This window comes from Lewinella sp. 4G2 (genome assembly GCF_001625015.1).
In the GTDB taxonomy this organism is placed as follows: domain Bacteria; phylum Bacteroidota; class Bacteroidia; order Chitinophagales; family Saprospiraceae; genus Neolewinella.
In genome coordinates this window covers 1,323,825-1,348,295 of the sequence record NZ_LVWJ02000014.1, presented here as the reverse complement: position 1 = coordinate 1,348,295, position 24,471 = coordinate 1,323,825, and the positions used below count along the sequence as shown (strand labels likewise).

Here is a 24,471-nt window from a genome sequence, read left to right as displayed (position 1 = left end):
CTCATTGCTTCGATCCAACTCAAGAAGTGGTAAGTCTCAATCATATGTCTTACTTTGAATTGAGTTTTTGGACAATAGAATTGATTTCACCTTTCTCCTTAGATAAAATAGATTGAGCTAAACAATCTAACTTCAGCATGTAAGCGACCTTCAGGTCAGTGCACTCTATTGCTTGCTCCATCTGTAACTCGCGCAAATCCTTCATATTAGTTACCGCGTATATGCCTGAGGGGCTCAGATATTTGACAAAACTCAAAAAGGACGTGCCTGGTGACAAAAAGCCAGTGACTTGAATATTTCCGTTAACTTTTGAAAATCCTAGTGCCAGAAAATCTGCAGTTGTTGCAGACCCATTGAACATGATTCGTAATGCACCCTCATTTTTATCACGGTCGTACAATGCATACTGCACGTAACAGCTATCGGATGGTAGTGCGTAGGCTTCCTTCACAAATTCGGCAGAATAAGAATCTTCATTCGTCGAAAATGTCGCATTGATAGGATTGACATACTGGTCGATTCCAAGGAATTCATTCCGCAAAGAGTCCGGTGTCACTCCATAAACCGTGCCTTCAGGAGTAAGAGAACGATAAATGGTCCAATCATATCTCTCAATAGTGTAGTCTATAACCGTCTTTTCCTTCATCTCAAGTTGACTGTAATTAACTTGCGCGATCAAAAAGTTTGACGACAGCAAAACCAGCACCATAAATAATTGCTTCATCATAATTTCGTGACAATATTATTCAAGAAAGGAAAGGCTGCCGTTCCACCATTACTATCAGCATAGTAAAACAAGTCGATTAAATTAGGAAAGCTAAATGCTACGCTACCTTTCGAATTTTCAAAGTTGGGGGCAATGTCAGCAATCAGCTCAGTAAAGTTATTCGTAGCAAACGCCTCCTTTAGAAATTCCGTTTTAAATTGAAGAAGGACTAGGCTAACCTGAGATAGTGTTGGTGTTGAACTTATTACCCATCTACCATCAACTTTTTTCAATCTAGTTACTGCTACAAGAGATGACTGGGAACTGTAGTCCTCAATTCTATATTTGATTACCGTATACTGGTCATTTCCTTCTGTAAAGTCCACTCTACATAGCAACCTAAATGCCAGGTCTTCATCTCCTGCAGCATTAATGTTGGCGTAATGAGTCTTCCCTTTTTCTTGGTAAGATTCCGGATTCTCCTGCAACTGCGCTTCTATTCGATCGTTTGCAGCTACTCTCATCCTATGGATAATTGATTCAGGAAATCTATCGTCTACTACCAACGAATTTGAACGATTGACAATAGAGTTGTCGGGATAAAACGCATAAGCAATTTGCCTTTCTATATTTCTTAAGTCAGGAATTTGAGTTGAATCTACGGCAACCTCCTGTGCATAAGTCCAAGTACTTAGAACCATCAAAGCGAGCAGTAAAGAATAGCGCATAGGATAATTATTATTGAAATTTAAAACCTTGTTACGGAAGGGTAAAGGTCATAATATTGAGACGTTTCGCATTCCAGACATTGTAGGTGTACGTTGCGTCGATTACTGTCCAGTTATAGCCTCCCGTTCGATTTCCACCAGCAAGTTTTAGATTAACGGATAGTTCCAAAGGTTGCAGTATAAAGTCCACGGTGACAAAGCTGCCGGCTTGTCCAGAACCTCCGTTAAACGAGATTCCGTATTCATACCCTGCCCCCACTTTAGCGGATCCAAATGCCTCTACGGTAAAATCATCTTTATATTGATCTTCCATTTTAAACCCCGCATCAAGTTGAATATAAAAATTATATCCAGCAGCAAAACCTGTCCTCTTGCGGTTCCAATTATTAACATTGTATTGCTTCAAGTCCTGGAATTCAGACTTTATGAAGATGTCACCACTTGGCACTATCTCCGCTCCTATCTCGCCAACCCATAATGGAATTCTTGGCGTTGGAATAGGTATGGCAGGCAGGGTAAATTCTACTTTTGCCTCGTATTCGCGTTTCCTCCAATCCTTATAACCCCTGCTGTTAGGATCTTCTAACTGACTATAATTGTAAGTTATCCCTGATTTCAGAGCAAACATATCTTCAATTTCCCTTTTTTTAGTGGCAGCAATTGCAAAATTATCTAGCAGATGCCCAATATCATTTTGAAAGGTGGTAACTAATGTAACCATTGTGGTAAACACTGGTGCTTCCTGGTAAAACTTATGATTTGGAGGCAATGCAGAAAGTAAGCCAGGTTCAAACTTCTCTTCAGATTTATGCTTACGTATCAGAGCCAAATGAGTCGTCGCCGTTTGATCGAAGGCAGTTAAACTTATTGGATATACTTTCGCTTCAACTTCCCCGTGGTTCAACGGCCTAGTTGCACTCACACCATTAAGGACATACCCACCCGAACCTGTTGTTGATGACCGAGACCTATCAGCTGCATAAGCCGGCTCCGTCATTGAAAGCGTGAAGTCATTACTATGGTGATAATTTTGTTCGCTGATTGAAAGACCCGCCATATTTGGCGACCCAAAGTCCCATATCCCTTCGGCTCCCTGATCTCCAGGTCGACTGTTTAATTCTCCCCAGAATTCATCCGGGGTAGGGTTATCTCCAAAATAGTTCATTCTAACAGTTACTGATCGATCAAGCGTGTCGGAATCAGAAACCACGTACAGTGTGTCATTAGAAAGGTCAAATGCATCTCCGACTCGATCCTTGAAAGTAAATCCGGCACGATCATCGAGTCTCGTATTCCCATCAATACTCATGCCAACTAGTCGTAGTTCCTCTAGGTCAAACGGACACTTCACCCGCTGCGTAAAACTCCGCCGGTTGATCGCCTGCCGCGAACCCCGGTACAGCTTCCCCTCGTACTTTATATTCTCGCAAACGCCACCGTAGCCAATACTCGCAACGGGGGATTGGCCATTCGTGTACGTCTGGTCAAAGTGATAACTGTTCAGTGCACCACCATTGCCCGGTTTGTAAGCCGTGATCTTTAAATCAAAGCCACTGTAACCAGCAAAAGGCATTCCATTATTCGTAAGGGTAACTACGTTATCGGGTGGGACGGACTCTTGCACCACGTCCGTATTCAGGAGTTCCATACGCAGGTTGACGGGGATAAAAATGAAATCGCCCGTTTCATCTCCGTAATTGGCTGTGAGCCAAACCTCGCTTCCAAATTGGCTGGCATCTAAAGTCAAGTTAGTTAGTGCCGATGTCGCAGCTCCATTTCCCAGCAGTGGTTGTATGCCAGTATTGGCAGCCGTTTCCGACCAACCAACCCGGCTTACCTGATAGTTTGAATTAATGAGTAACTCGATGGTCTCACTGCTACTCACACTACCGGTCAGCAACTCATCCGGCCGATGAAAGTAAAAAAGCGTATCCCCCGCGTAATAAACCTCATTGTCGTACCGGACCGAACCGTTCACAACGTAAGTAGGATCATTAACCGCATTGACAATCTCATCCACATAATCATCCAACCATTGGTCGCCCAGCGGCGTGCCCCACTGCGGGTTCGCATCCGGGGCGGGTTTGATCTGTTTGACGATCCCCTTCGTCCGGGACTTCGCATCCGGCCCGATGGAGAAGTACTTGCGCACCGTCACTTCCCCCTGCCCCTGCCGGTTGGGGCTGACGAGGGTAGCGTAAACGACGTGAATGGTCTTACTCGTCACCCCCACCGCCGTATTGAGGGCGTGGGCGATGGTATTATTCAGCGCATCATTGATCTCCTGTTGGTTGAGTGGTTCAATCTGCCCGTAGGGAATCTCCGCGAAATCCAGCAGTGCGTTGTTGGAGTAGGTATTGTACCGATCCTTGATCGAAATGTAATTCGTCGCAAAAGTGATGCGTACGTCATCCGTCGGCAGCAAACTGGCCAGCTTCGTCTCGTTTGCTGCAAGTGCGCTGGCGGAAACGAAATTCGTGCCGTTCAGCGCGCGGACCTGCGTCTGCGTCTGCCCGTAGAGGCTGGGGGCCACCAGGATTGCCAGGGCCAGCAACAGTAGTTGGTACCTGCTAATCATAGGACAAGAAATTGTATTTAGCCTTAAGTAATGTAGCCGCCTGCTCCCGCAGCGCCGACCGGTCGTAGGAGCGGGGATTGGCCGTATCGAACCAACTCTGCTCAACGGCATCCCGGATCACCTGGAATACGTCCGCATCTCCGGCGCGATTCACCCGGGCATACTCCCGTAAGCGGGTCTGCTGGGGAAGTTTCCGGCTCGAATTCACGTACAACTCCTGATGGACGCGACTCACCGCCAGGCGCCTGACTTCCTGGACGTCCGCCCCGTAAGAGTTCATGGAATTGCTACTGTTATTACCGGACGCCGGAGGCACGGGGACGACTATGGCATCATTCAAGTAATTCCGCTGCTGATTTGGCGGCGGCAGCGTTTGGAAGCGTTGGCCGAAGGAAGCCACCGCGGCATCGTAGGCCACCGTTGTATCTGCCAGTATCGAGGCGTGAATCTGCGCCAGACTATCCGCCGCTTCCCGGATGATTTCCATGGCCGCCGCTTCGATGATCATCGTATCCATATTCTGGCTGACGTCATTCAACGCATCGTTGATGTACACCATCAGTGAATCCAGCCGGGCCGTACAGCCCGCCGCCGCCGGGTCAGTAGGGTTATCGTCGTAACAATCAATGACGGCCTGAATGCTGTCCTGCAGTGCAATGGGCAGGTATTCGGAACAGCAGAGCATGATGCTATCCAGCTGCCCCACCTGCTGGTTCTGCAGCATCGTATCAATGTTACTCAACATCTGCATGGAGGTGGCGAGCAACTCGTCCGCCCAGGGGGGGAGCACCTCGATACCGAAGCCCGTTACGAGCATGTAGCCCAGCGCCATCTTGTTATCCGTATTGATGAAGACGGTATCAAAGGTCAGGGTAGCCTTGGCTGCGTTGAAGTAAGGCACCTGGATCTCGCCGGTTCCCGTCCACCGGTCTCCGGTTTTGGTAGCCGTCATGATCTTTACGTCAAAGTCGTAAGCTTTTACGATATCCCCCCTACGCAGTTGGGTCTGAGCAATCTGATTGGTGAGGTCGATACTGTTGTTGATCCCACAGACGTACATCCCGTTATTGCGGGAGACCCGCCCTACCATCAGCGTGTCTTTTCGTCCGGGGCGAATGTTCACGCCACCGTTACAGACCTCGGATACCCGGTATTCGTACTCTACGTTTTGGGTGAGGTTCTCCAGGGTGATGTATGGCGTATTTACCGTTTGGGAAGTCATTACGCCACCGTCGATCAAAGGCCGCAGGTCTACTTTGTAGGTGTTTGGGCCACGGTTTTCCGCCCAGGATAGATCCATGGAACTCCGCGACGCCTGGTACATCCGTACGTTCACGGGTGGCTTACATTCTTCCGAACGGAATTCCTTTGCGGGGGAGTACGAGCCGTAGCCCGGCGTCCCCTTTACCTCCGCACCCGCGGCAGCGCCCATATCCTGTACCATTGTGTAACCACGCTGGGCCGGAAGGAAGGCACCGTGCTCCAAATTGGGTCGTACTCTGAAGGAATAGCGGGTATTAGGCTTCAGGCCGGTCACTGTGTAGGAAGTCCCAACGGTAGTTTCCGTTTTTAGCACGGCGGGTGTTTGGTTCGAGGACGTATTGGTAGCCACCGTAGCCCCCGTTGGCGTCCCGGAGTTGGGGCTACCACCACCCGCCATGGTCATCTGTACGAGCATGGAACTGGAGGTAGCCTGAGCGTTGGGAACCCCAACGAATTCGGAGACTTCCACTTCATAATCGAGCGCGCAGGAACGGAGCGCATCCCAGTTCAGAGTCGCCGAGGTCTCCGTGATGGACGCCAGCGTGACGTTCAGGTTATCAGGGCCCTTCGGGTCACAGTTGGTCCGTACCTGCAGTTCCGGCGAATAGTCCGTCCAACCAAAGCTGGGGCAACGGGCGCGAACGACCACGATGTAGCGCGTCGCCGGGTTGAGGCCATAGAAAGTGAAGTAAGGGTTACTCGTCAGGTAGCGTTTCCAGCCCGACCCCCGGTAGGAGTCTCTGGGGGGCGCGCTACTCGGGGCCGTACCCGAAGGGGCGGTACTCGTTGGCGCCGTGCCACCGGGGGTATCGCCGCCGGCAGTCGTCAATTCGCTTGCGGAAGTCGCGGCCCTCCTGGTCATACCCGCATCCTCCAGAATAAGGATCTCCCACTGCTCAACCGTCCCGGTAACGTCCCAGCGGACGCTCATACGGTTGTTGGTCAAATTGGTCACGCCCAGCTCGGTCGGCACGCGGCAATCCACCAACGTACGGAAGTAAACGGGGGCTGAAGGCTCAGATATTTGGCCTCCGGGGCAACCGGAGAAGCCACGGGCCTCGTAGTCCGTATAGTCTTCCAAACCACGGAGGGTAAAGAAGGGGCCGGTCTGCGTCCGCGTAGCAACCCAGGTTGTATCACCACGTTTGCGGTATTCGAAACTGTTCCGACCCAGCATGGAAGTACTGGACAAATTGGTGAGCTGCGCGGAGAACTTATCAATTTGATCCGCATAGATCTCAGGAATGACACAGTCTAATTCGACGTCCTTAATAGCCATCGTATCGCTTTCGTTGACGGCACAAACGGAGCTCAGTCGGTATTCCTGTAGCGTCCCTGGCGTGAGGTATTGCAAAATCGTTGAATCCTCAAACACGGTTTGCTGGCGCCACGGGCTGGGCGCCTGCACGGTGTTCGTGCGGGGTGGCCCACCTGCATCTTCACCGCCCCGGCCGTTGATTCCCGGGTCAGTAAGTTCCCCGGTTACGGCCGCGGCATCGCGATAGTGGATGGTAGTTGCGATCGCGTTCGTACCCTTACTGAAGGCAAGTGCGTATGAGTTTTGGGTGATATCCGACACCCGGTCGTTGGTCGGCGGCCCACAGTAGGGGAGGGTCTGGAAGGGAAGGACCGGCGACCAATTACTCCACACCAGGCGGCTACACCAGTAGCGCATCCGGACTTCGTAGTTCGTCTCCCGGCTCAAATTATTGAGCGCCAGGCGAGGGGCGGTTAGGCTATCTACCCGCACCCAGCTACCTCCGGCCAATCGGTACTCAAATTGGTAATAAAGCGCATTCGCGGCGGGGTCCTTGGTAATTACGGCGTAGGTATCACCCAGGTCATTAACGTCCAGCGAGTCAGTGATCATACAGGCCAGGCTGAAGTCTAATGGTGCCGACCAGCTCGACCAGATCGTATCCGCACACCGCGTACGGAGTTCGGCCTGCCAGACCATGTAAGGAATCAGCTGATTAGTCTCAGCCAGTCTCTCCGGCGCGACGGGGTAGTCCGCCGCATCAAAGGTGGTGAGGCTATCGAAGTTAATGTTGACCGTCCAGGGGAAGACCACCGAGCGGTAACGGATATCGGCGGCGCGGACGCTGTCCAGCTCAGTACCGTAGCCCAACAGGACGCGGGTTTGGTTGGCCGCCACGAGTTCTGGTTCGTAGAGGGAAGGGCAACCACCAAAGGGCCGCAGATCCCGACACACCCGTTGGTTGGTAACGCACTCGGCGCACACCTTGATTTTGTAGACGAGCCCGGAGAGCAAGCCCGTAATCTGGTAGCGGCCGGCGGAATAAGCCACCCGGGCCGTATCGGCCTCGTAGGATTCATCCGATACCTGCCAGACCAAATCAAAGCTATCGGAAGGGGCTTCCGCGCCGCGTTGGTAACGCCAGGCGAGGTCCAGCGTTGTCGCCGTGCTATCGGTGTAGGTAAAGGCGACGTCCGCCAAACAAGCATCGTTAACGCCCTGGAAATCCAGAATCCAGGAATAACACTCCCGGCTGCCGTCTTCACATATCTTGCAGAAACTTACGTCGTACTGGGTGCCGGGTACGAGGCCGGTCATCATCGCATCGGAGGCCCCCGCTTGCAGGATGAGGCTATCCGCCCGTGGGGTGCCGTAGTTAGTGGAGGCAACTGCGCCACCCTTACCGCCGGGAGCAAAATCGCCGTTCGATTCTCCCCGGCTTGGTGCTCTCCCGCCTTCTTCCTGGCTACCGGGTTTGCCTCCGGTAGAATTGACGGTTAATGGCGTCCATTCAATCTCGTAACCGGTTACGGCATCATTGCGCTGCCAGGTGAGTAGCATTTCGGTTTCCGCCACTGGCGTGGTGGTGGGTACGATGACGGGGCCACAATCCAGCGGGTCCGTCGTGAACGTAGTGATACGGCACTGGGTGACCTTGTCGGGGCACATGACGCAGAATTCCACCTCGTACTTCGTGTCCAACGCCAGGTTTTCTAATGGCTGCTCATCGGTCCGCAGGTCGATCTTGAGGTACTCCGTCCATTCTTTGCTGTCGAAATCCCGGACCCGTACGCGGTAGCTTTCGGCCCTTTCGGGTTCGTCAACCGTCCAGGTGACGATTCCACGGCCGTCGCCCAAACTCTGGGCGAAGAGGCGGCTGGCGTTGGGGCAACCTTCAGTGCTTTCGTTGTCCCGGCCAGGGGGATAGGCAATACTGAATTCCCCAAATGCACTGTAGCCACCGTTGATGAAGCGGCGGTTGCTCATTACGTCCGCCACCCGAATTCGGTAGATATACTCCCGGCCTTCCTGCAGCCGCGCGTCGTAATTGGTGAATACGTAGCGGGGCACGGCCGTCCGGATCGCCGGCCGCACCGGCGGAGTGCTCAGTGCAACCTGATCGTAGGTGAGCCCGTACTGCTTTTCCCAGATCTCCAGGAAGTAGACGTCCTTCCCCGGTTGGGGTAAGTGGCGGGGGTTCCAGGCGAAGTTCACGACCTGGCTCGTCAGTTGCTCACCGAAGGGCAGGACGAGTTCCGGCGGGTAATTCTGCTGGATGAAGCGCGTCGCCATGGCCGTGTTGGAGACCGGCGCGTCCGAAAAACGATTGACGTCAAAGAACTCCGCCGTGATCATGATCGGTCCGTCGGGCAACGCTCCACCGTTGGCGAGGGTATTGTCGATGCCCGATCCCGTTACCTGAAGGTTCGCTAAACTGAAGTAGGGCGCAAGTTGCGGTCCGCGTAGGATCAAGGGTTGCCCCCGCCGCAGTCGGATGGGTCGGCTGAATTGTTCCATCCGCGTCGTGGCCGTATAGCCATTGCCGGCAATACTGAGCCGGAGTAGACCGTCGTACACGTCGCGGTCGTCCACGAGCGTCAGGATGACGAGAACGTTGCCATCGCGGCCGTAGTCTTCCAGGTAGGGGCTAGGGTTCACGATTGTGACCGAAGCCCGGACCGGGAAATTCTGGGCTACCGCCGCTGCCGAACTGCTCAGGATAAGCACGAACAGGGCGACTACCCGCAGGTATTGTTGTAGAGTCGTCTTCATCGGTCGTCCTTATTCGGCTTTAACATGCCGTAGATATAGCAGTGCGTTGTCAGTTCTTACCACGAGGGTATGAATTCCTATCGGTAAATTTTCCAGCGAGTAGCTTTCCCGGATGCGGGAGAGGTTGGCGAAATCACGCCGGTCCACCTGCTGCCCCTGCTCATTGAAGATGAAGAGCGTAACGGGTAGCTCCTCCCGCAAGTCCACGTCCACCGTAAACCGGCCGTTGTGGGGGTTGGGGAAGAGCGATACTTCGCGGATGTCAGCTCCCAACGCCAGGGTGTCGTACAGCAGCAGGCTATCGATGTCTTCGTAGATCGTGATCTCGCGGCTATTCATCCCGAAGCAACCACCGGAGTAGGCTTCCACCGTCACCTCGTAGGTGCCGGGGTCGGCGAACTCGAGGAACTGCTGGCTACCCCGCGTTCCGAGGTCCGTAATATTCTGGCCCCGCCAACTCCAGCGGATCGAGTCGGGCACGGGGAAGCTGATGTCGATGGCCACGACCGGGTCGTCGATCAAGCCCCGTTCAGGCATCAGGAAGTCGACGTCGAATTCACCTTCGTCGGCGAAATCCACGTTGAAGAGGTTGCTGAAGGAACAGCCATCCGTCCCCGTGATCGTCAGTTCAAACTCCCCTTCCTGGCTCGTCACCAGTCGGTCGGTCATCACTCGTGAGAAGTCCGGCAGGCGGAATTCGTAGGTCAGGTCATCATTGATTCCCGTCAGATCAAACGTGATCGTTCCCCGGGCACAGACGGCAGTATCGCGGACTACCCGCGCAATCTGCTGGAAGTCCTGCCGGTCCGCTACGGTGAGCATCGTCGTGGCTTCGCAACCGCGCGCGTCAGTGACGGTCACGGAGTAGGTACCGGCCAACAGATCATTCCGTTCGGCGCCCGATCCTTCGTCGGACCATTCGTACACGTAGTCGCCGTTTCCGCCGGCGGCCGTCAGGAAGGCCATTCCGCTCGTCGCGCCCAGGCAAGTCGGGGCGATCACGGTATCCACCGTGAGGGTTAGTACAGCCACGTCATCAATCGTGATCGACCGTTGGATGTTACACCCTGCTTCGTCCGTCACCAATAGCGTATAGTTGCCGGCGGCCAGGTTTTCCTGGTTGGCTTCCCGGCTCCCGTTGCTCCACAGGTAGCTGTAGCCCGGCGTACCACCCGAAATGGTCACCGTTGCCGTTCCGTCCATTTCTCCGTTACAGGAGATGGCCTGCGTTTCAATTTCCAGGGCGAGTGCCGCAGGTGCGGTGATAAGGGTTTGCAGGACGTCACGACAGCCATTACCGTCCGTGATGGTGACGGAATAATCTCCGGCGCCAAGGGCTCCCCGGTCTTCCGTGGTGGCACCATCATTCCAAAGAAAGGCGTAAGGCTCCGTACCTCCGTCGACGGTGACGTCGATGGACCCCGTATCGTCGTCGCCACAAACTGAATTGGTAGCGGCCAGCGAAGTCCGAAGCGCCGTAGGTTCAAAGATGCGGACGCGCGGACTGATGGTCACACATTCGTTAGCATCAGTAATGGTCGCTAAATAGCTGCCTGCTGCCAGATTTGTCCGGCTGGCCCCCGTCCCCCCGTCGCTCCACTCGACGCGGTAGGGCTCGGTGCCTCCCGCGAGAATAAGCTCGGCCGTGCCGTTGAGTTCACCATTACAGGTCACGTCAGCGCGGTTCGTCAGGGTAACACTGAGCGCGTCCGGCTCCAGCACGGCGATTGGTTCGGGGGTGGTCGTACACCCGTTCGCGTCCGTGATGGTAACGCCGTAGGTGCCGGCTGGAAGACCCTCCCGGATGGGGCCGGTTCTACCGTCGTTCCAGCTGAAAGTCAGCGGTTGAGCACCGCCGGTCACTTCCAGGAAGATGGAACCATCGGCTTCACCGTTACAACTTACCGGATTGGCTGCTGCCTCTACGGCGATTCTGCCGGACTCCGTTACGGCGTAGGCCGCTTCTATGCGGCAACCGGCGGCATCAACGACGGTCACGCCGTACTCTCCTGCAGCAAGGTTATCGATGCGTGGCGAGGTTGCGCCGGTACTCCAGACAATCCGGTATTCTGGCGTGCCACCGGTCAGGTTCAACGTGATGGCGCCCGAATTCTCTCCGTTGCAAGCGACGTTGATAATGGAGGGATCCAACCGGATTGGGTCCGGTTCAGTAATGACGATGTCCGTAATGAGTTGTCCGCAGCCGTTGGCGTCCACTACGCGGGCGCTGTAGACCCCTGCACGTAGGTCATTGCGTATCCGCCCCGTACCACCGTCGCTCCAGGTGACGGTGTATTCCGGGGTACCACCCGAAATATTTAGGGTAGCAGTTCCGTCAGCTTCGCCGTTACAACTGACGTTAGTGGCGTTTGCCAGCCCAACCGCGATTGCGGCGGCTTCTTCAATGGTGATCACGTCCGATTCCAGCGTACAGCCGTTGGCGTCCGTCACCGTTACGGTGTAGTCACCCGCCGGGAGGTTGGCGCGGTCGGCTTCGGTGGAGCCGTCGTCCCAGCGGAAGGCGTAATCCGGAGTTCCGCCGGATACCCTGATGCGGATGCTGCCCGTACGGTCTCCGTTACACACCACGTTGTTCACTGCGGTAACTTCCAACGCTAACGGGCTGGGTTCCGTAACGATCAGGTTTTCGACGGAAGCCAGGCAGCCGTTCCCGTCCGTCACCGACACGGCATATACGCCAGCGCCCAAATTGTCACGGTTGCGGTCGGTAGCGCCATCGCTCCACAGTACCGAATACTCGGGCGTACCGCCGGTGATCGCAAGGGAGATGCTGCCGTCATTACCTGCATTACAACTAACCGGGAATATTTCCTCTGCGGTCACGCTAAGGACGGCCGGTTCGCGAATGGTGAGGCGCTCGATGGTGGCCGTACAGCCATTGGCATCGGTTACGGTAACGACGTAGGTACCGGCCAGCAGATCGTCCCGGACGGCACCACTACCTCCGTCATTCCAGGTGAATTGATATTCAGGGGTACCACCGGTAGCGGAAAGCGACGCCGTACCGTCGGCGAAGCCGTTGCAGGTAGCATCCGTCAGGTTGTCAATTTGTACCTCAAGCGCCGCGGGTTCGTTGATGGTGATCTCGTTGAGCACCACCTGACAACCATTCGCGTCGGAAACGGTGACGGCATAGTTACCCGCACGCAGGTCACTACGATTTTGCGTTGTTGCTCCGTCGGACCAATCGAAGATGTAGTCCGGCGTACCACCCGTGACGAAGAGTCGGATGGTACCGTCAGCCGCTCCGTTACAGGTGACGTCAGTGGTCGTAAAGGTGACCGGTAGTTCGGGAGATTCTTCTACCGTGAAGTCACCCTCTACCGTACACCCGTTTGCATCGGTGACCGTCACCGAGTAAGTGCCGGCAGCGAGTTCGCTGAGTTGGTCCGAGGTGCTACCGTTGCTCCATGCGTAGGTGTATTCGGGCGTGCCCCCTTCAACGTTGAGGAGAATGGCACCGGTATTACCACCGTTACAGCCAACGTTGTTGACCTGGGCGTTGAGTTCCAGCGCGTCCGGTTCGCTGATGGTGATTTCTGCGAGTTCATTCGTGCAGCCGTTGGCATCCGTGATCGTGACGGCGTAAGTGCCTGCCTCCAGCTCACTCCGGTCGGCAGTCGTCGCCCCGTCGTTCCAGATAAAGGTGTACTCCGGGGTACCACCCGCAAAATCAAGGGTGATCATGCCATCCGCCGCTCCGTTGCAGGTAACGTCGCTCTGGCTGGCCACCGCGAGGACAAGTTCGGCAGGCTGGTCGAGGAGAATGGTTTCCGATACTTCGGTACAGCCGTTCGCGTCGGTGACAGTAGCGGAATAGGCACCCGCGACCAGTCCGGTCCGGCCTAATCCAGTACCGCCGTCATTCCAGGAAACCGTGTATGCAGGGGTGCCGCCGACCACGCTTAAGGTGATGGCTCCATCGGCTCCCTCGTTGCAGAATACCGGGCTTAGTGTCTCCACCGTGATGTTGATGGCGTCCGGCTCGTCGACGGTGAGCCCGTCGAGGCTGGTTGTACAGTTATTGGCGTCGGTGACGGTAACACCGTAGGTCCCGGCGGCAAGGCCATCGCGGTTTTGGCCCGTCAATCCGTCACTCCAGGTGAAGGCGTACGGAGCTGTTCCACCCGTAGCATTTACGCTGAGGGTACCGTCCGCAGCACCGTTGCAGGTGGCGGGGGTAGCGTCGCCGGCCGTCAGGGTCAGTGGGTCGGGCTCCCCGATCACTACGCTTGGGGATACCAGCGTACAGCCGTTGTTGTCGGTGATGGTAGCCGTGTAGGTACCCGCCACAAGGTTATCCCGCGTAAGGCCCGTTCCTCCGTCGCTCCAGACCACCGTGTAATCGAGCGTCCCACCGCTGACGAGCAGGGTAGCGGTACCGTCGGCGGCACCGTTACAGGTGGCGTCGGTGCTCACGGAAATGCTGGCTTCCAGCGGGGCGGGTTCAGCTACTTCGATATTATCGATGCTGACGTCGCAGCCATTTGCATCCGTTACGGTGACGGCGTAGAGGCCGGCACTGAGTTCCGTGCGATCTTCAGTGCTTGCGCCGTCGCTCCACAGGAAGGTGTAGTCCGGTGTCCCGCCGCTAACGGTCAGATCAATTGCACCATCATTGCCGCCGTTGCAGGAGACTGGAGATACCACGAAGTTGACCGGCAGTTCGGGTGATTCTTCGACGCTAAAGTCATCGGAAATGGTACAGCCATTGGCGTCCGTAACGGTGACGGAATAGTTGCCGGCCGCTAGCCCTTCGATGGAGCTGGCCGTGCTTCCGGTACTCCAAACGTAGGTGTACTCCTCCGTTCCGCCGGAAATGGCCAGGGTGATGGACCCCGTATTCCCTCCGTTACAGCCCACGTTATTCAGCTGTGGGTTCAACGCGAGGGGCTCTGGCTCCGTGATGACGTAAGTTTCGGATTCTACCGTACAGTTATTAGCGTCGGTGACCGTGACGGAATAGTTACCAACGGGAAGTTCCGTTCGTGCAGCTCCCGTTGCACCGTCGTTCCACGTATACCCGTACGGAGCGGTGCCACCCGTAGCGCTTACCAGCAGGGTACCATCGTTGAATCCGTTACAAGTCACGTCGGTCTGCTCCACCAGTGATACTTCCACCGGCGCGGTTTCATTAATTGTCAAGTCATTGATCTCAGCGGTACAGCCATTGGCGTCCGTAACGGTTGCGGAGTAGGTTCCAGCGAACAGGTCATTCCGCAGCAAACCAGCACCACCATCGCTCCACCCTACGGTGTACTCGGGCGTGCCTCCGCTGACCGCCAGCCGGAGACTTCCATCCTGGGCTCCATTGCAGGAAACATCGGACTGGGCCGCCAGGCTTACGAGCAAGGCGTCAGGTTCGCCAATGATGACCTCACTTAGGATGGCGGTACAGCCGTTATTATCGGTAACCGTGACGGAGTAGTTCCCGGCGGATAGGTCCGTTCTGCTCTGGCCCGCCCCGCCATCGCTCCACGCAAAGGTGTACTCGGGGGTGCCACCGACAACCGAAAGGGTAGCGGTACCGTCACTGTCTCCGGCGCAGGTAACGTCAGATTGGTCAGTCACACTGAGGACGATCGGATCGCCTTCACCAACTTCCAGTCCGTCCAGGCTGGCCGAGCAGTCGTTGGCGTCCGTCACGGTGACGGCGTAAGTGCCGGCGCTCAGGTCCGTTCTGGTTTGGCCGGTTCCACCGTCGCTCCAGGCAAAGGTGAACTCAGGGCTACCGCCTTCCACGTTGAGGCTGATGGTCCCGTCCGCGTTGCCGCTACAACTTGCGTCAACGATCGTACTTACCGTGAGCACCAGTCCTTCCGCGCCCTCAACCGTCAGGTTTTCGAGGACTGCCGTACAGGCATTAGCGTCGGTGACGGTGACGGAATAGGTGCCGGCGGCAAGATCATTGCGGCTGGAGCCGGTTCCGCCATCACTCCAATTGTAGACGTAGTCTGGCGTTCCACCGCTCGTTGTCAGATCGATGGCACCGTCGTTGTTTCCATCGCAGGAGGCTGGCATTTCGTTGACTACCGCGACTTCCAGTGCCGCTGGCTCCAGAATTTCGATGTCACTAAATTCTGCCGTGCAGCCATTGGCATCGGTGATTGTGGTGGCGTAGGTGCCGGCGCTCAGATCGTCCCGACTTTGGCCCGTACCTCCATCACTCCAGGCGACGGTGTACCCCGCCGTACCTCCGTCAATGGCGAGGGTAGCGGAACCATCGCTGGATCCATTACAAAGGGTGGGTTGCTGCGCGGCGATACTCACTTCAATAGCGGAAGGCTCCGTAATTAAGATGTCTTCTACGTTCGCTTCGCAACCGTTCGCGTCCGTCACCGTAGCACTGTAAGTACCGGCGGCCAAGCCGTTACGGGTTATGCCCGTCAGGCCATCGCTCCAAGCGACGGTGTACTCCGGGGTGCCCCCGGTGATGCTGAGGCTGATGGAGCCGTCCGCCAGCCCATTACAGGTAGCGGATTGTACCTCAGCAATTTCAACGGCAATTTCGGCGGGCGCCTCCAATGTGATGGTCGCAGTCGTAGCCGTACAACCGTTATCATCCGTGACCGTAGCCAGGTAGGTTCCCACAGGGAGGTCCGTTCTTTCGGCCCCGGTTCCGCCGTCATTCCAGGTTACGATGTAATCGGGCGTTCCTCCGGTGATCTCCAGGTTGATGGAGCCGTCTTCCCCCGCGAAACAAGTAGGGTTGGTTTGTACGGCTATGGAGATCGCAATCGCGGTGGGTTCCTCAACTTCGATGTTGTTAAGCACCACCTCACAACCGTTAGCATCGGATACGGTGACGTCGTAGGTCCCGGCGGTCAGGTCCGTCCGGTTTTGGGTAGTTGCACCATCACTCCAGTTGAATACGTAGTCCGGCGTACCACCGGAGACGAAGAGATTGATCGCTCCGTCGTTCCCGCCGGGGCAGGAGACGGGCGTAGTCGTAAAGTTGACGGGTAGTTCGGGCGATTCATCAACGGTGAAGTTGCCGAAGGCTTCGCAGCCATTCGCGTCCGTTACCGTCACGGCGTAGTTCCCCGCCGCCAGATCAGCAATGGAGGGTTCTTCACTGCCCGTGCTCCACGCGTAGAAATACCCCTGGGTACCTCCGCTTACGTTGAGGGTAATGGAGCCGGTATTTCCCCCGTTGCAACCAATATTGTTGACCTGCTCATTCAGCACCAATTCATCGGGCTGGCCAATCAAAACATCTTCCACCAAGGCCGTGCAGCCATTCGCGTCGGTAACCGTGACGGCGTAGGTGCCGGCGGCCAGGTCGTTGCGCTCAGCGGTAGTTCCACCGTCGCTCCATTCGAAGGTATAGTCGGCGGTGCCCCCGTCAACGCTGATGCTAACGGAGCCGTCCGTATTTCCGAAGCAGGTCGCGTCCGATTGGTCAGCGAGGGTGGCCGACAGTGCGGCTGGCTCATCAATCGTGATGGTTGCTGACGTTTCCGTACAGCCATTGGCATCCGTAAGGGTCGCTACGTAGTTGCCGGCCGGGAGTTCCGATCGGTTGAGGCCCAGCCCTCCGTCGCTCCAGGAGACGGTGTAGTCTGGCGTGCCGCCCGTAGCGATAAGCGTGATGCTTCCCGTAGCGTCACCACTACAGGACACAGGTACCACCTCCGATACGGTCAGCATCAACTCCGCGGGTTCGGTGAGGAGTAGGTCCGTCAGTTCACCGGTGCAGCCGTTGTCGTCCGCGACCGTTACGGCGTAGGTACCCGCGGCGAGCCCAGTGCGTACGGCGCCTTCTCCACCGTCGTTCCACTGGAAAGAGTAGTTCGGGGTACCACCGGTAACTGCTACCGAGATGGCGCCGGAATTGTCTTCGTCGCACTGGAGGTTCATCATCTCCACCAGCTCGACGGTAAGCGCCGTGGGCTCTGTGATCAGCAGCTCCTCCGTTTCGACCGTACAGCCATTCGCATCGGTGACGGTTGCCTGGTAGGTACCGGCGGATAAATCCTCCCGTACGACGCCGAACTGGCCGTCGGACCAACTGACTACGTAATCCGGGGTGCCGCCGGAGATGGCTAGCTCGATTCGGCCATCAGGGGTTCCATTACAGGTGAGGTCCGTCTGTTCAGCGATCTCTACGACCAGCGGCTCGGGCTCCGAAATTTCCAAATCCATTAGGACAGTGGTACAACCGTTAGCGTCCGTTACCGTCACCGCGTAAATGGCGGCGCTAAGGTCGGTACGGGTAGCGCCGGTTCCCCCGTCGTTCCAGGCAAATTGGTAGTCTGGAGTCCCACCTTCCGCCAGGATGGAGAGTATTCCATCGTTCGCGCCAGCGCAAGTGATATCGGCCCTTTCTGTAACGTTCGCTTCCAGTAATGCCGGCTCGTCGATAACGACGTTTTCGACGGAAGTTTCACAGCCATTAGCATCCGTGATTTGGGCAGTGTAGACGCCAGCCCCCAAGTTGGTACGGACGGTGCCGGTTCCACCATCGCTCCAGGTAACGGTGTACTCCGGAGTGCCTCCGGTGATGTTTAGGGAAGCAAATCCATCCGACAGCCCCTGGCAGGTTACGTCGGACTGTTCGCCGAGGTTGGCGGATAGCTCGGTGGGCTCCCCAATCACAATATCTTCCGCCGTAGCCGTACAGCCATTGGCATCGGTAACGGTTGCGGAGTAGGTGCCGGCGGGGAGGTCCGTACGGACTGATCCCAGACCTTCGTCACTCCACGTAAATTCGTAGTCCGGGGTGCCGCCGGAGGCCACCAGGGATACGGAACCGTCCGCTTCCCCGGCACAGCTGGCGCCGGTGGGTTCGGTAGCCGCGAGGTTGAGCACTGCGGGTTCTCCCACGACAATGTCAGCAAGGATTACCGTGCACCCATTTGCGTCGGTAGCGGTGACGGTGTAATTGCCCGCCGCCAGGTCATTTCTTTCCGCTCCGGTTGCGCCATCGCTCCAGAGAACGGCGTAGTCTGGCGTTCCACCCGTGACGATTACGGAAGCGAATCCGTCGGCTAGGCCGTTGCAGGAGGCGTCCACCTGCTCACCCAATTCGGCCGTGAGTACGGCTGGTTCCGAGATCACCAGGTTTTCCAGTACGGCCGTACAGCCGTTGGCATCCGTCACGGTGACGAAGTAGGTGCCGGCAGCGAGGTCGTCCCGGTTACTCCCTGTGCCGTCGTCGCTCCAGGTGTAAGCATAGTCCGGCGTGCCGCCGCTGGCCATCAGGTTGATGGTGCCGTCGGAGAAACCGGCGCAGGTAGCGTCGTTTTGCTCACTTACCGTCACCTCAATCGGAGCGGGTTCAGTGACTTCCAGGTTTTCTAGTTCGGCCGTGCAGCCGTTGGCATCCGTTACGGTTACGGTGTAAGTACCGGCGCTGAGGCCACCCCGTTCCTGCCCGGTAAGGCCATCGTTCCACGTGAAGGTGTAGTCTGGAGTACCACCCGCAACGTTGACGGAGATGGTTCCGTCAGCCAATTCATTACAGGTTGCGGGAGTGATCTCGCCCGGGCTGAGGGTCAGTGGAGCGGGTTCTTCGATCACAACATTATCGATCACTTGGGGGCAATCATTTGCGTCCGTTACGGTGGCGGAATAGGTGCCTGCGGAAAGACCCGTGCGGACTGCTCCCGTACCTCCGTCGCTCCAGGCGACGGTGAATTCAGGGGTTCCACCGGTAATCAGCAAGCTTACCGCGCCGGTGGCTTCCCCGTTGCAGGTAACGTCCTGCTGACTGGCGATACTTACTTCAATCAATTCAGGTTCGGTGATCTCGATGGCCTCGATGATCACCTCACATCCGTTCGCGTCGCTGACCGTGACGGCGTAGACGCCCGCGCTCAGGTCGGCGCGGTCTTCACTCGTGGGTCCGTCGGCCCAGGCGTAGGTGTATTCCGGGGTGCCGCCGCTCACCGTTAGGTCGATGGCACCGTCGTTTCCGCCGTTACAGGAGACGTTTTCGGTCGAAAAGTTGACGGGCAGTTCGGGTGATTCCTCGATCTGGAAGCTACCAAAACGCTCGCAGCCATTGGCGTCCGTCACCGTTACCGTGTATTCTCCCGCTGCCAGGTTTGCGATACCGCTTTCGGTGGACCCCGTGCTCCAGGCGTAGCTGTATTCCGGGGTACCGCCGCTCACGTTGAGGGTGATCGACCCGGTGTTGCCGCCGTTACAGCCCACGTTATTTACTTGTTCGTTGAGGGCGAGTGGCTCGGGTTCCGCGACCACAATTCCTTCCAGAGTGAAGGAGCAGTCGGGACCAGTGGAGATCGTCGCCGAGTAGGTTCCCGCGCTCAGGTCGTTCCGTTCGGCACCGCTGCCACCGTCACTCCAGGTAATGGTAAAGTCCTGCGGATTGCCAATCACCTGCAGGCTCACGAATCCGTCGGCTGATCCGGAGCAAGTGACGTCCGTCCGGCCCTCAATCGCTAACTCCAATTCATCTGGCTCACCGATCGTGATTTGGGCGCTGACGCCGGTGCAGAGTTGGGTATCGGTGGCAGTTACGTCGTACACGCCGGGGGAAAGACCGGAGCGGGAAGTACCGGACCCACCGTCACTCCAGGTATAGGTAAAACCGGGCGTACCGCCGGAAGCCGATACGGTGATTGTACCGTCGTTGGCGCCGAAACAGGTGGCGTCGGATTGATCCACGACCCCGACTACAATGGCATCCGGTTCGCGAATGTTGATGTTATCCACCGTCACGGTACAGCCATTAGCGTCAGTGATCGTCGCGGTGTAAAGTCCGGCGGTAAGGTCAGTCCGGGCGGCTTCCGTGGCGCCGTCGTTCCAGAGGTAGGTGTATTCTGGGGTGCCTCCCATTGCGACGAGGGTAGCGGAGCCGTCCGTACCGCCATTACAGGTTACGTTTCTTTCGTTGCCGATCCCCAGCGTAAGGGGAGCGGTAGGTTGGGTAATTTCGATGTCGCCGGTCTCCGCCGTACAGCCGTTGCCGTCCGTTACCGTCGCGGCGTAGGTGCCCGGGGCGAGGTCCGTGCGGATGGCTCCGGAGCCACCGTCGTTCCAACTGTAGGTGAATTCCGGGCTGTCACTGGTAGCCGTCAGGATGATGGAGCCATCGTTTTCTCCAAAGCAGGTGACATTAGCCAGGTCCTGCACCGATACGGTGACCAGGGCGGGTTGGCCGATTACGATGGCATCGACGAGTTCGACCGAACAGTCATTAGCGTCCGTAACGGTGACGGAGTAGGTGCCTTCGGCCAGGTCATTTCTTTCGTTGGTGGTTCCCCCGTCGCTCCAGGAGTAGGTGTAGCCCGGCGTTCCGCCCGTTGCGGAGATGGTGGCACTTCCGTCGTTAGCGCCGTGGCAACTTGCGTTATTTTGGGTGGCGACCGTCGCTACGAGTTGAGCCGGTTCGTTGACGGTGAGGTCCGTCAGTTCGACGGTGCACCCCAGGCCATTTACCACCGTAACTGCATATACGCCAGCGCCCAGATCCATTCGGTTTTGCTCCGTACTGCCGTCGTTCCAGAGAAACTCCAGCCCCTCGGGATCGCCGATGATGGTAAGGTTGATGGCGCCGGTCTCTTCTTCAAAGCAATTGGCATCGGTGATGGCCGGTGTAACCGTCAGCGTGGGGCCTTCCTGAATGACGTAGGTTTCGGTGAACGGGCAGCCGTTGGCGTCCGTCACGGTCACGGTGTAGGAACCGGCCGCGAGGTCAGACCGATCGGACGTAGTAGCGCCGTCGGCCCAGCTGAATGAATAGTCGGGCGTGCCGCCGCTGACGACCAGGGAGATGGCGCCCGTAGCCGTTTCGTTGCAAGTGACGTCGGTGATCGTCTCCATAACTACGAGCGGATCGGGCTCGCCGATTACAATATTTTCCAGTTCAGCCGAGCAGCCTTCACTGTCGGTCACGGTAACGGTGTAATTGCCGGCAGCGAGATCGTCGCGATTGGCACCGGTACCGCCGTCGCTCCAGGCTACGGTGTAGTCTGGCGTACCACATTTGATATCGAGCGTCGCCGTGCCGGTGGCCGAGCCGTTGCAAAGGGCGTCCGCTTGGTCCGCGACCGTGATGATGATCGGCGAGGGAGTAGAAATAAAGATGGTATCCGAAACGTCGCTGCACCCATCGCTGGTGGTGACCGTGGCTACGTAAGCGCCGTCGGCCAGGCCCGTGCGGACGAGGCCGATCTCGCCGTCGTTCCAGGTGACCTGGTCAGGGCCGCCGGTAAAGTCGTCGATACTGAGCGTGATGCTGCCGTCCATGGCGCCGGGGCAGGTGACGTTTTCCTGGTTTTCGACGGTGATGATGATCTCATCGGGTTCGAAGATCTCGAGTTCAGACGTGCCCTGCATGCAGCCGTTGGCATCGGTGATGGTGGCGGAGTAGATGCCCTGCGCCAGGTCGTTGCGGGTGAATTCCGTCAGGCCATCGTCCCACAAAATGGTGTAGCCGGGGGTGCCGCCGGAGGGCACGATGGTGAGCCCACCGTCCGCTTCGCCGAAGCAGGAGGCGTTCGTTTGGTCAACGATATCAAAAGTGATGGGCTCCGGTTGGGTGACGACGAGGTCTTCCAGGCGGAAGCTGCAACCGAGGGCGTTCTCCACCGTAACGGCGTAGGTGTCGGGGAGGAGGCCGGTGCGGTTTTGTTCGTTGCTGCCATCATCCCACAAGAAGGTCAAGCCTTCCTCGTCGCCCTCAACCGTAAGGGTGATGGCGCCGTCGTCAGCCTGAACACACGTGATGTTGGTGATGGCGGCCGTGACGGTCAGGGTAGACCCCGCGTTGATCACGTAGGTCGCCATGGCCGTACACATATTGGCGTCGGTGACGGTGACGGTATAGTTCCCCGGGGCCACGTCGGTCAGGTTAGGTTCGGTGACGCCGTTGGACCATGCGTACTGGTAGCCGGGCGTCCCGCCGGATACATCCAGGGAGATGGCACCGGTATTGCCTTCGTTACAGCCGGGTTCGGTGACCTCCCCCGTGATGGAAATGGCCTCAGGCTGGCTGAGGGAGATTTCTTCGAAGGTGACACTGCAGCCTTCGCTGTCGGTAACGGTGACGGCGTAGTCCCCCACGGTAAGGTCGGTGCGGGATGCTCCGGTGCCACCGTCGTTCCAGGCGACGGTGTAGGGCGGGGTACCACATTTGATGTTGAGGTCGACGCTGCCGTCCGTCCCTTCAAAGCAGTTGGGGTCAGTCTGTTCCTCCACCATAACGATGATGGGTGAGGGGGCGGAGAGGTAAACGGTATCGGAGGTGGCGACGCAATCGGTGTCCGGGTCGGCGATGACGGTGGCCACGTAGGCGCCGTCGGGCAGGTCGGTGCGGGTGAGGCCGGTGCCGCCGTCGTTCCAGGTGACTTCGAGGAATTCAAGGTCTTCCGGATCGATCCCGATGACTTCGACTTCGATGCTTCCGTCATTAGCGCCGGGGCAGGTTATGTTTTGTTGGCTCAGTACGTTGATGGTCACCTCCTCAAAGTCCTGAATGGTGACAACTGGGCTTACCGCCGTACAGCCATTGGCATCCGTGATGGTAGCTTCGTAATCACCGGCGGCTAAGTCGGTACGGACGCTACCCGTGGCTCCGTCGTTCCAGAGGTAGCTGTAGGGTACCTGTTGGGTAGTGCCGTCGTCCGCGACGAGGGTGGTTGTTCCACCGGCTCCAAACAGTGTTATGAAGCCATCCTGGCGGCCGAAGCAGGAGATGTCACCAACCGCTTGCGGCGAGACGGAAAGCATTTCTGGTTCCCGTACCACCAGGCCGGAGACAAACGTTTGGCAGCCATTCTCGTCGAAGATGCGGACGGAATAGTCGCCCGCGGCGAGTCCGGTGCGGATGGGTCCGTCTCCCATGCCATCCGTCCATTCGTAGGTGTAGTTGCCGGGTGGGGATACGACCAGGCGGATCTCACCGTCGCTATCCCCGTTACAACTTACGTCGGAAATCAGCGACTCCACCGTGATAGTGGGGGCAACCAAGAGTTCCACTTCGTTGGAGTACACCACCTCGAATTCGCACCCTTCCAGGAAGGCGCCACGGCGGAAAGTGCGGTTGACGTTACTTGGCCCGGCGAAATAACTGTCGTTTTGATTCTCCCCCGGTGCCAGCTGAAAGTCTTCACCCTCATTAGCGAATTCCCAGATATAGAAGGGGGTGAAATTAGGCTCGGAGGCTGTTGCCGGGCTCACGGGATCAATACTTACGCCACCCAGGGCATCCTGACAAGCAGCGGTAGCCGGGCCGGCAATCTCTCCTCCATCAACAATTCCCACACGTTTGATCTCGAAGGGTAGCGTTTCGGCGCAGCCACACTGGGCGTTGCTGACGGTAACCGTGTAGTTGCCCGCCTTGAAGTCAGAGCGGGAGAAGACCTCGACGTCGGGGTTATCGGACCACTCGATGCGGTAACCTGCGGCTACGGGGTCAAATACCTCCCCGCTATTTTCGAAGACCTGTACGTCGGCACTACCGTTTTCATTGGTACAGACTTCCGGGGTAGCAGCTCCCAGAAGAGCGCTGAAGGCTGGTGGCTCTTGGATTTCAAAGTCGAACGTATAGCTGCTGCCACTATTGAGGTTGATGGTAAAACGGTAAGTACCGGCCGCCAGATCCTTTATGGTTACGGACTGGAAGTTTTCCAATTTGTCGATAGGCTCCTGGCTACCGTTTTGAATGACGCCTGTCTGAGGAGTTAGTGATTCAACGGTGTAGTCGTAGCCGTCACAGGTCCGCAGGGCAGCGATTACTTCCCCCTTCGCTTCTCCGTTACACGTGTTATCGCGCAGGGTAAAGTCCGCGCCGATTTCTTCGTTGAGGAGAAACCCGTGGCGGGCGGTGACGCCGCGGACGTCGGTTACCGTGACGGTGTAGTTGCCGAACAGATCGATAGTGTTGCTGGTAGAGCCATCATTCCAAGCATAGGTGAAGGGCCCTTCACCCTGTTCCACGTTAACGGCGGCGGGTAGCAGCACGTCCCCACAATTAATACCATCTACGGTACCGGACAACTGCAGCGGAATACACGCAGCTACCGAGGAGGAGGACGCTTGAAGCGTACCGCGGCCCATCGCCGTTACGGACAGGCAACAGCAGAATACGAGGAGTACAAAGACGTAAACCGAGGAAAAATTCTTCAAACCTACAGTGATTTCATGCGGCGAAACCATTCCGAAATCAGGGTAAGAC

At 57.0% G+C, this 24,471-nt stretch carries 5 protein-coding genes; all 5 read right to left on the bottom strand.

The genetic code is table 11. The features are described from left to right. Positions 1-49 precede the first annotated feature (49 nt). The 5 genes from A3850_RS06620 to A3850_RS20150 are packed head-to-tail and all read right to left on the bottom strand — an operon-like array spanning position 50 to position 24,422. The gene (locus A3850_RS06620) at positions 50-727 is read right to left on the bottom strand and encodes a hypothetical protein (RefSeq protein ID WP_068215088.1); all 678 of its coding nucleotides are present in this window, start codon (positions 725-727) and stop codon (positions 50-52) included. Then, positions 724-1,434, bottom strand: coding sequence for a hypothetical protein (locus A3850_RS06615; protein ID WP_068215087.1), 711 nt, complete (start codon positions 1,432-1,434; stop codon positions 724-726). Before A3850_RS06615 ends, A3850_RS06620 begins: the two co-directional genes overlap by 4 nt. 31 nt (positions 1,435-1,465) lie before the next feature. Beyond that, positions 1,466-3,988, bottom strand: a complete 2,523-nt coding sequence (locus A3850_RS06610) for a hypothetical protein (protein ID WP_197494001.1) — start codon at positions 3,986-3,988, stop codon at positions 1,466-1,468. Positions 3,989-4,004: 16 nt separating this feature from the next. After that, the gene (locus A3850_RS06605) at positions 4,005-9,305 is read right to left on the bottom strand and encodes a hypothetical protein (RefSeq protein WP_068215085.1); all 5,301 of its coding nucleotides are present in this window, start codon (positions 9,303-9,305) and stop codon (positions 4,005-4,007) included. Positions 9,306-9,314: 9 nt separating this feature from the next. After that, positions 9,315-24,422, bottom strand: coding sequence for a SprB repeat-containing protein (locus tag A3850_RS20150; protein ID WP_068215084.1), 15,108 nt, complete (start codon positions 24,420-24,422; stop codon positions 9,315-9,317). Positions 24,423-24,471 lie beyond the last annotated feature (49 nt).

Excerpts from the sequence above, each read along its gene's own strand:
- A3850_RS06620 (WP_068215088.1), bottom strand. The coding sequence starts at position 727 with ATGATGAAGCAATTATTTATGGTGCTGGTTTTGCTGTCGTCAAACTTT.
- A3850_RS06615 (WP_068215087.1), bottom strand. The coding sequence starts at position 1,434 with ATGCGCTATTCTTTACTGCTCGCTTTGATGGTTCTAAGTACTTGGACT.
- A3850_RS06605 (WP_068215085.1), bottom strand. The coding sequence starts at position 9,305 with ATGAAGACGACTCTACAACAATACCTGCGGGTAGTCGCCCTGTTCGTG.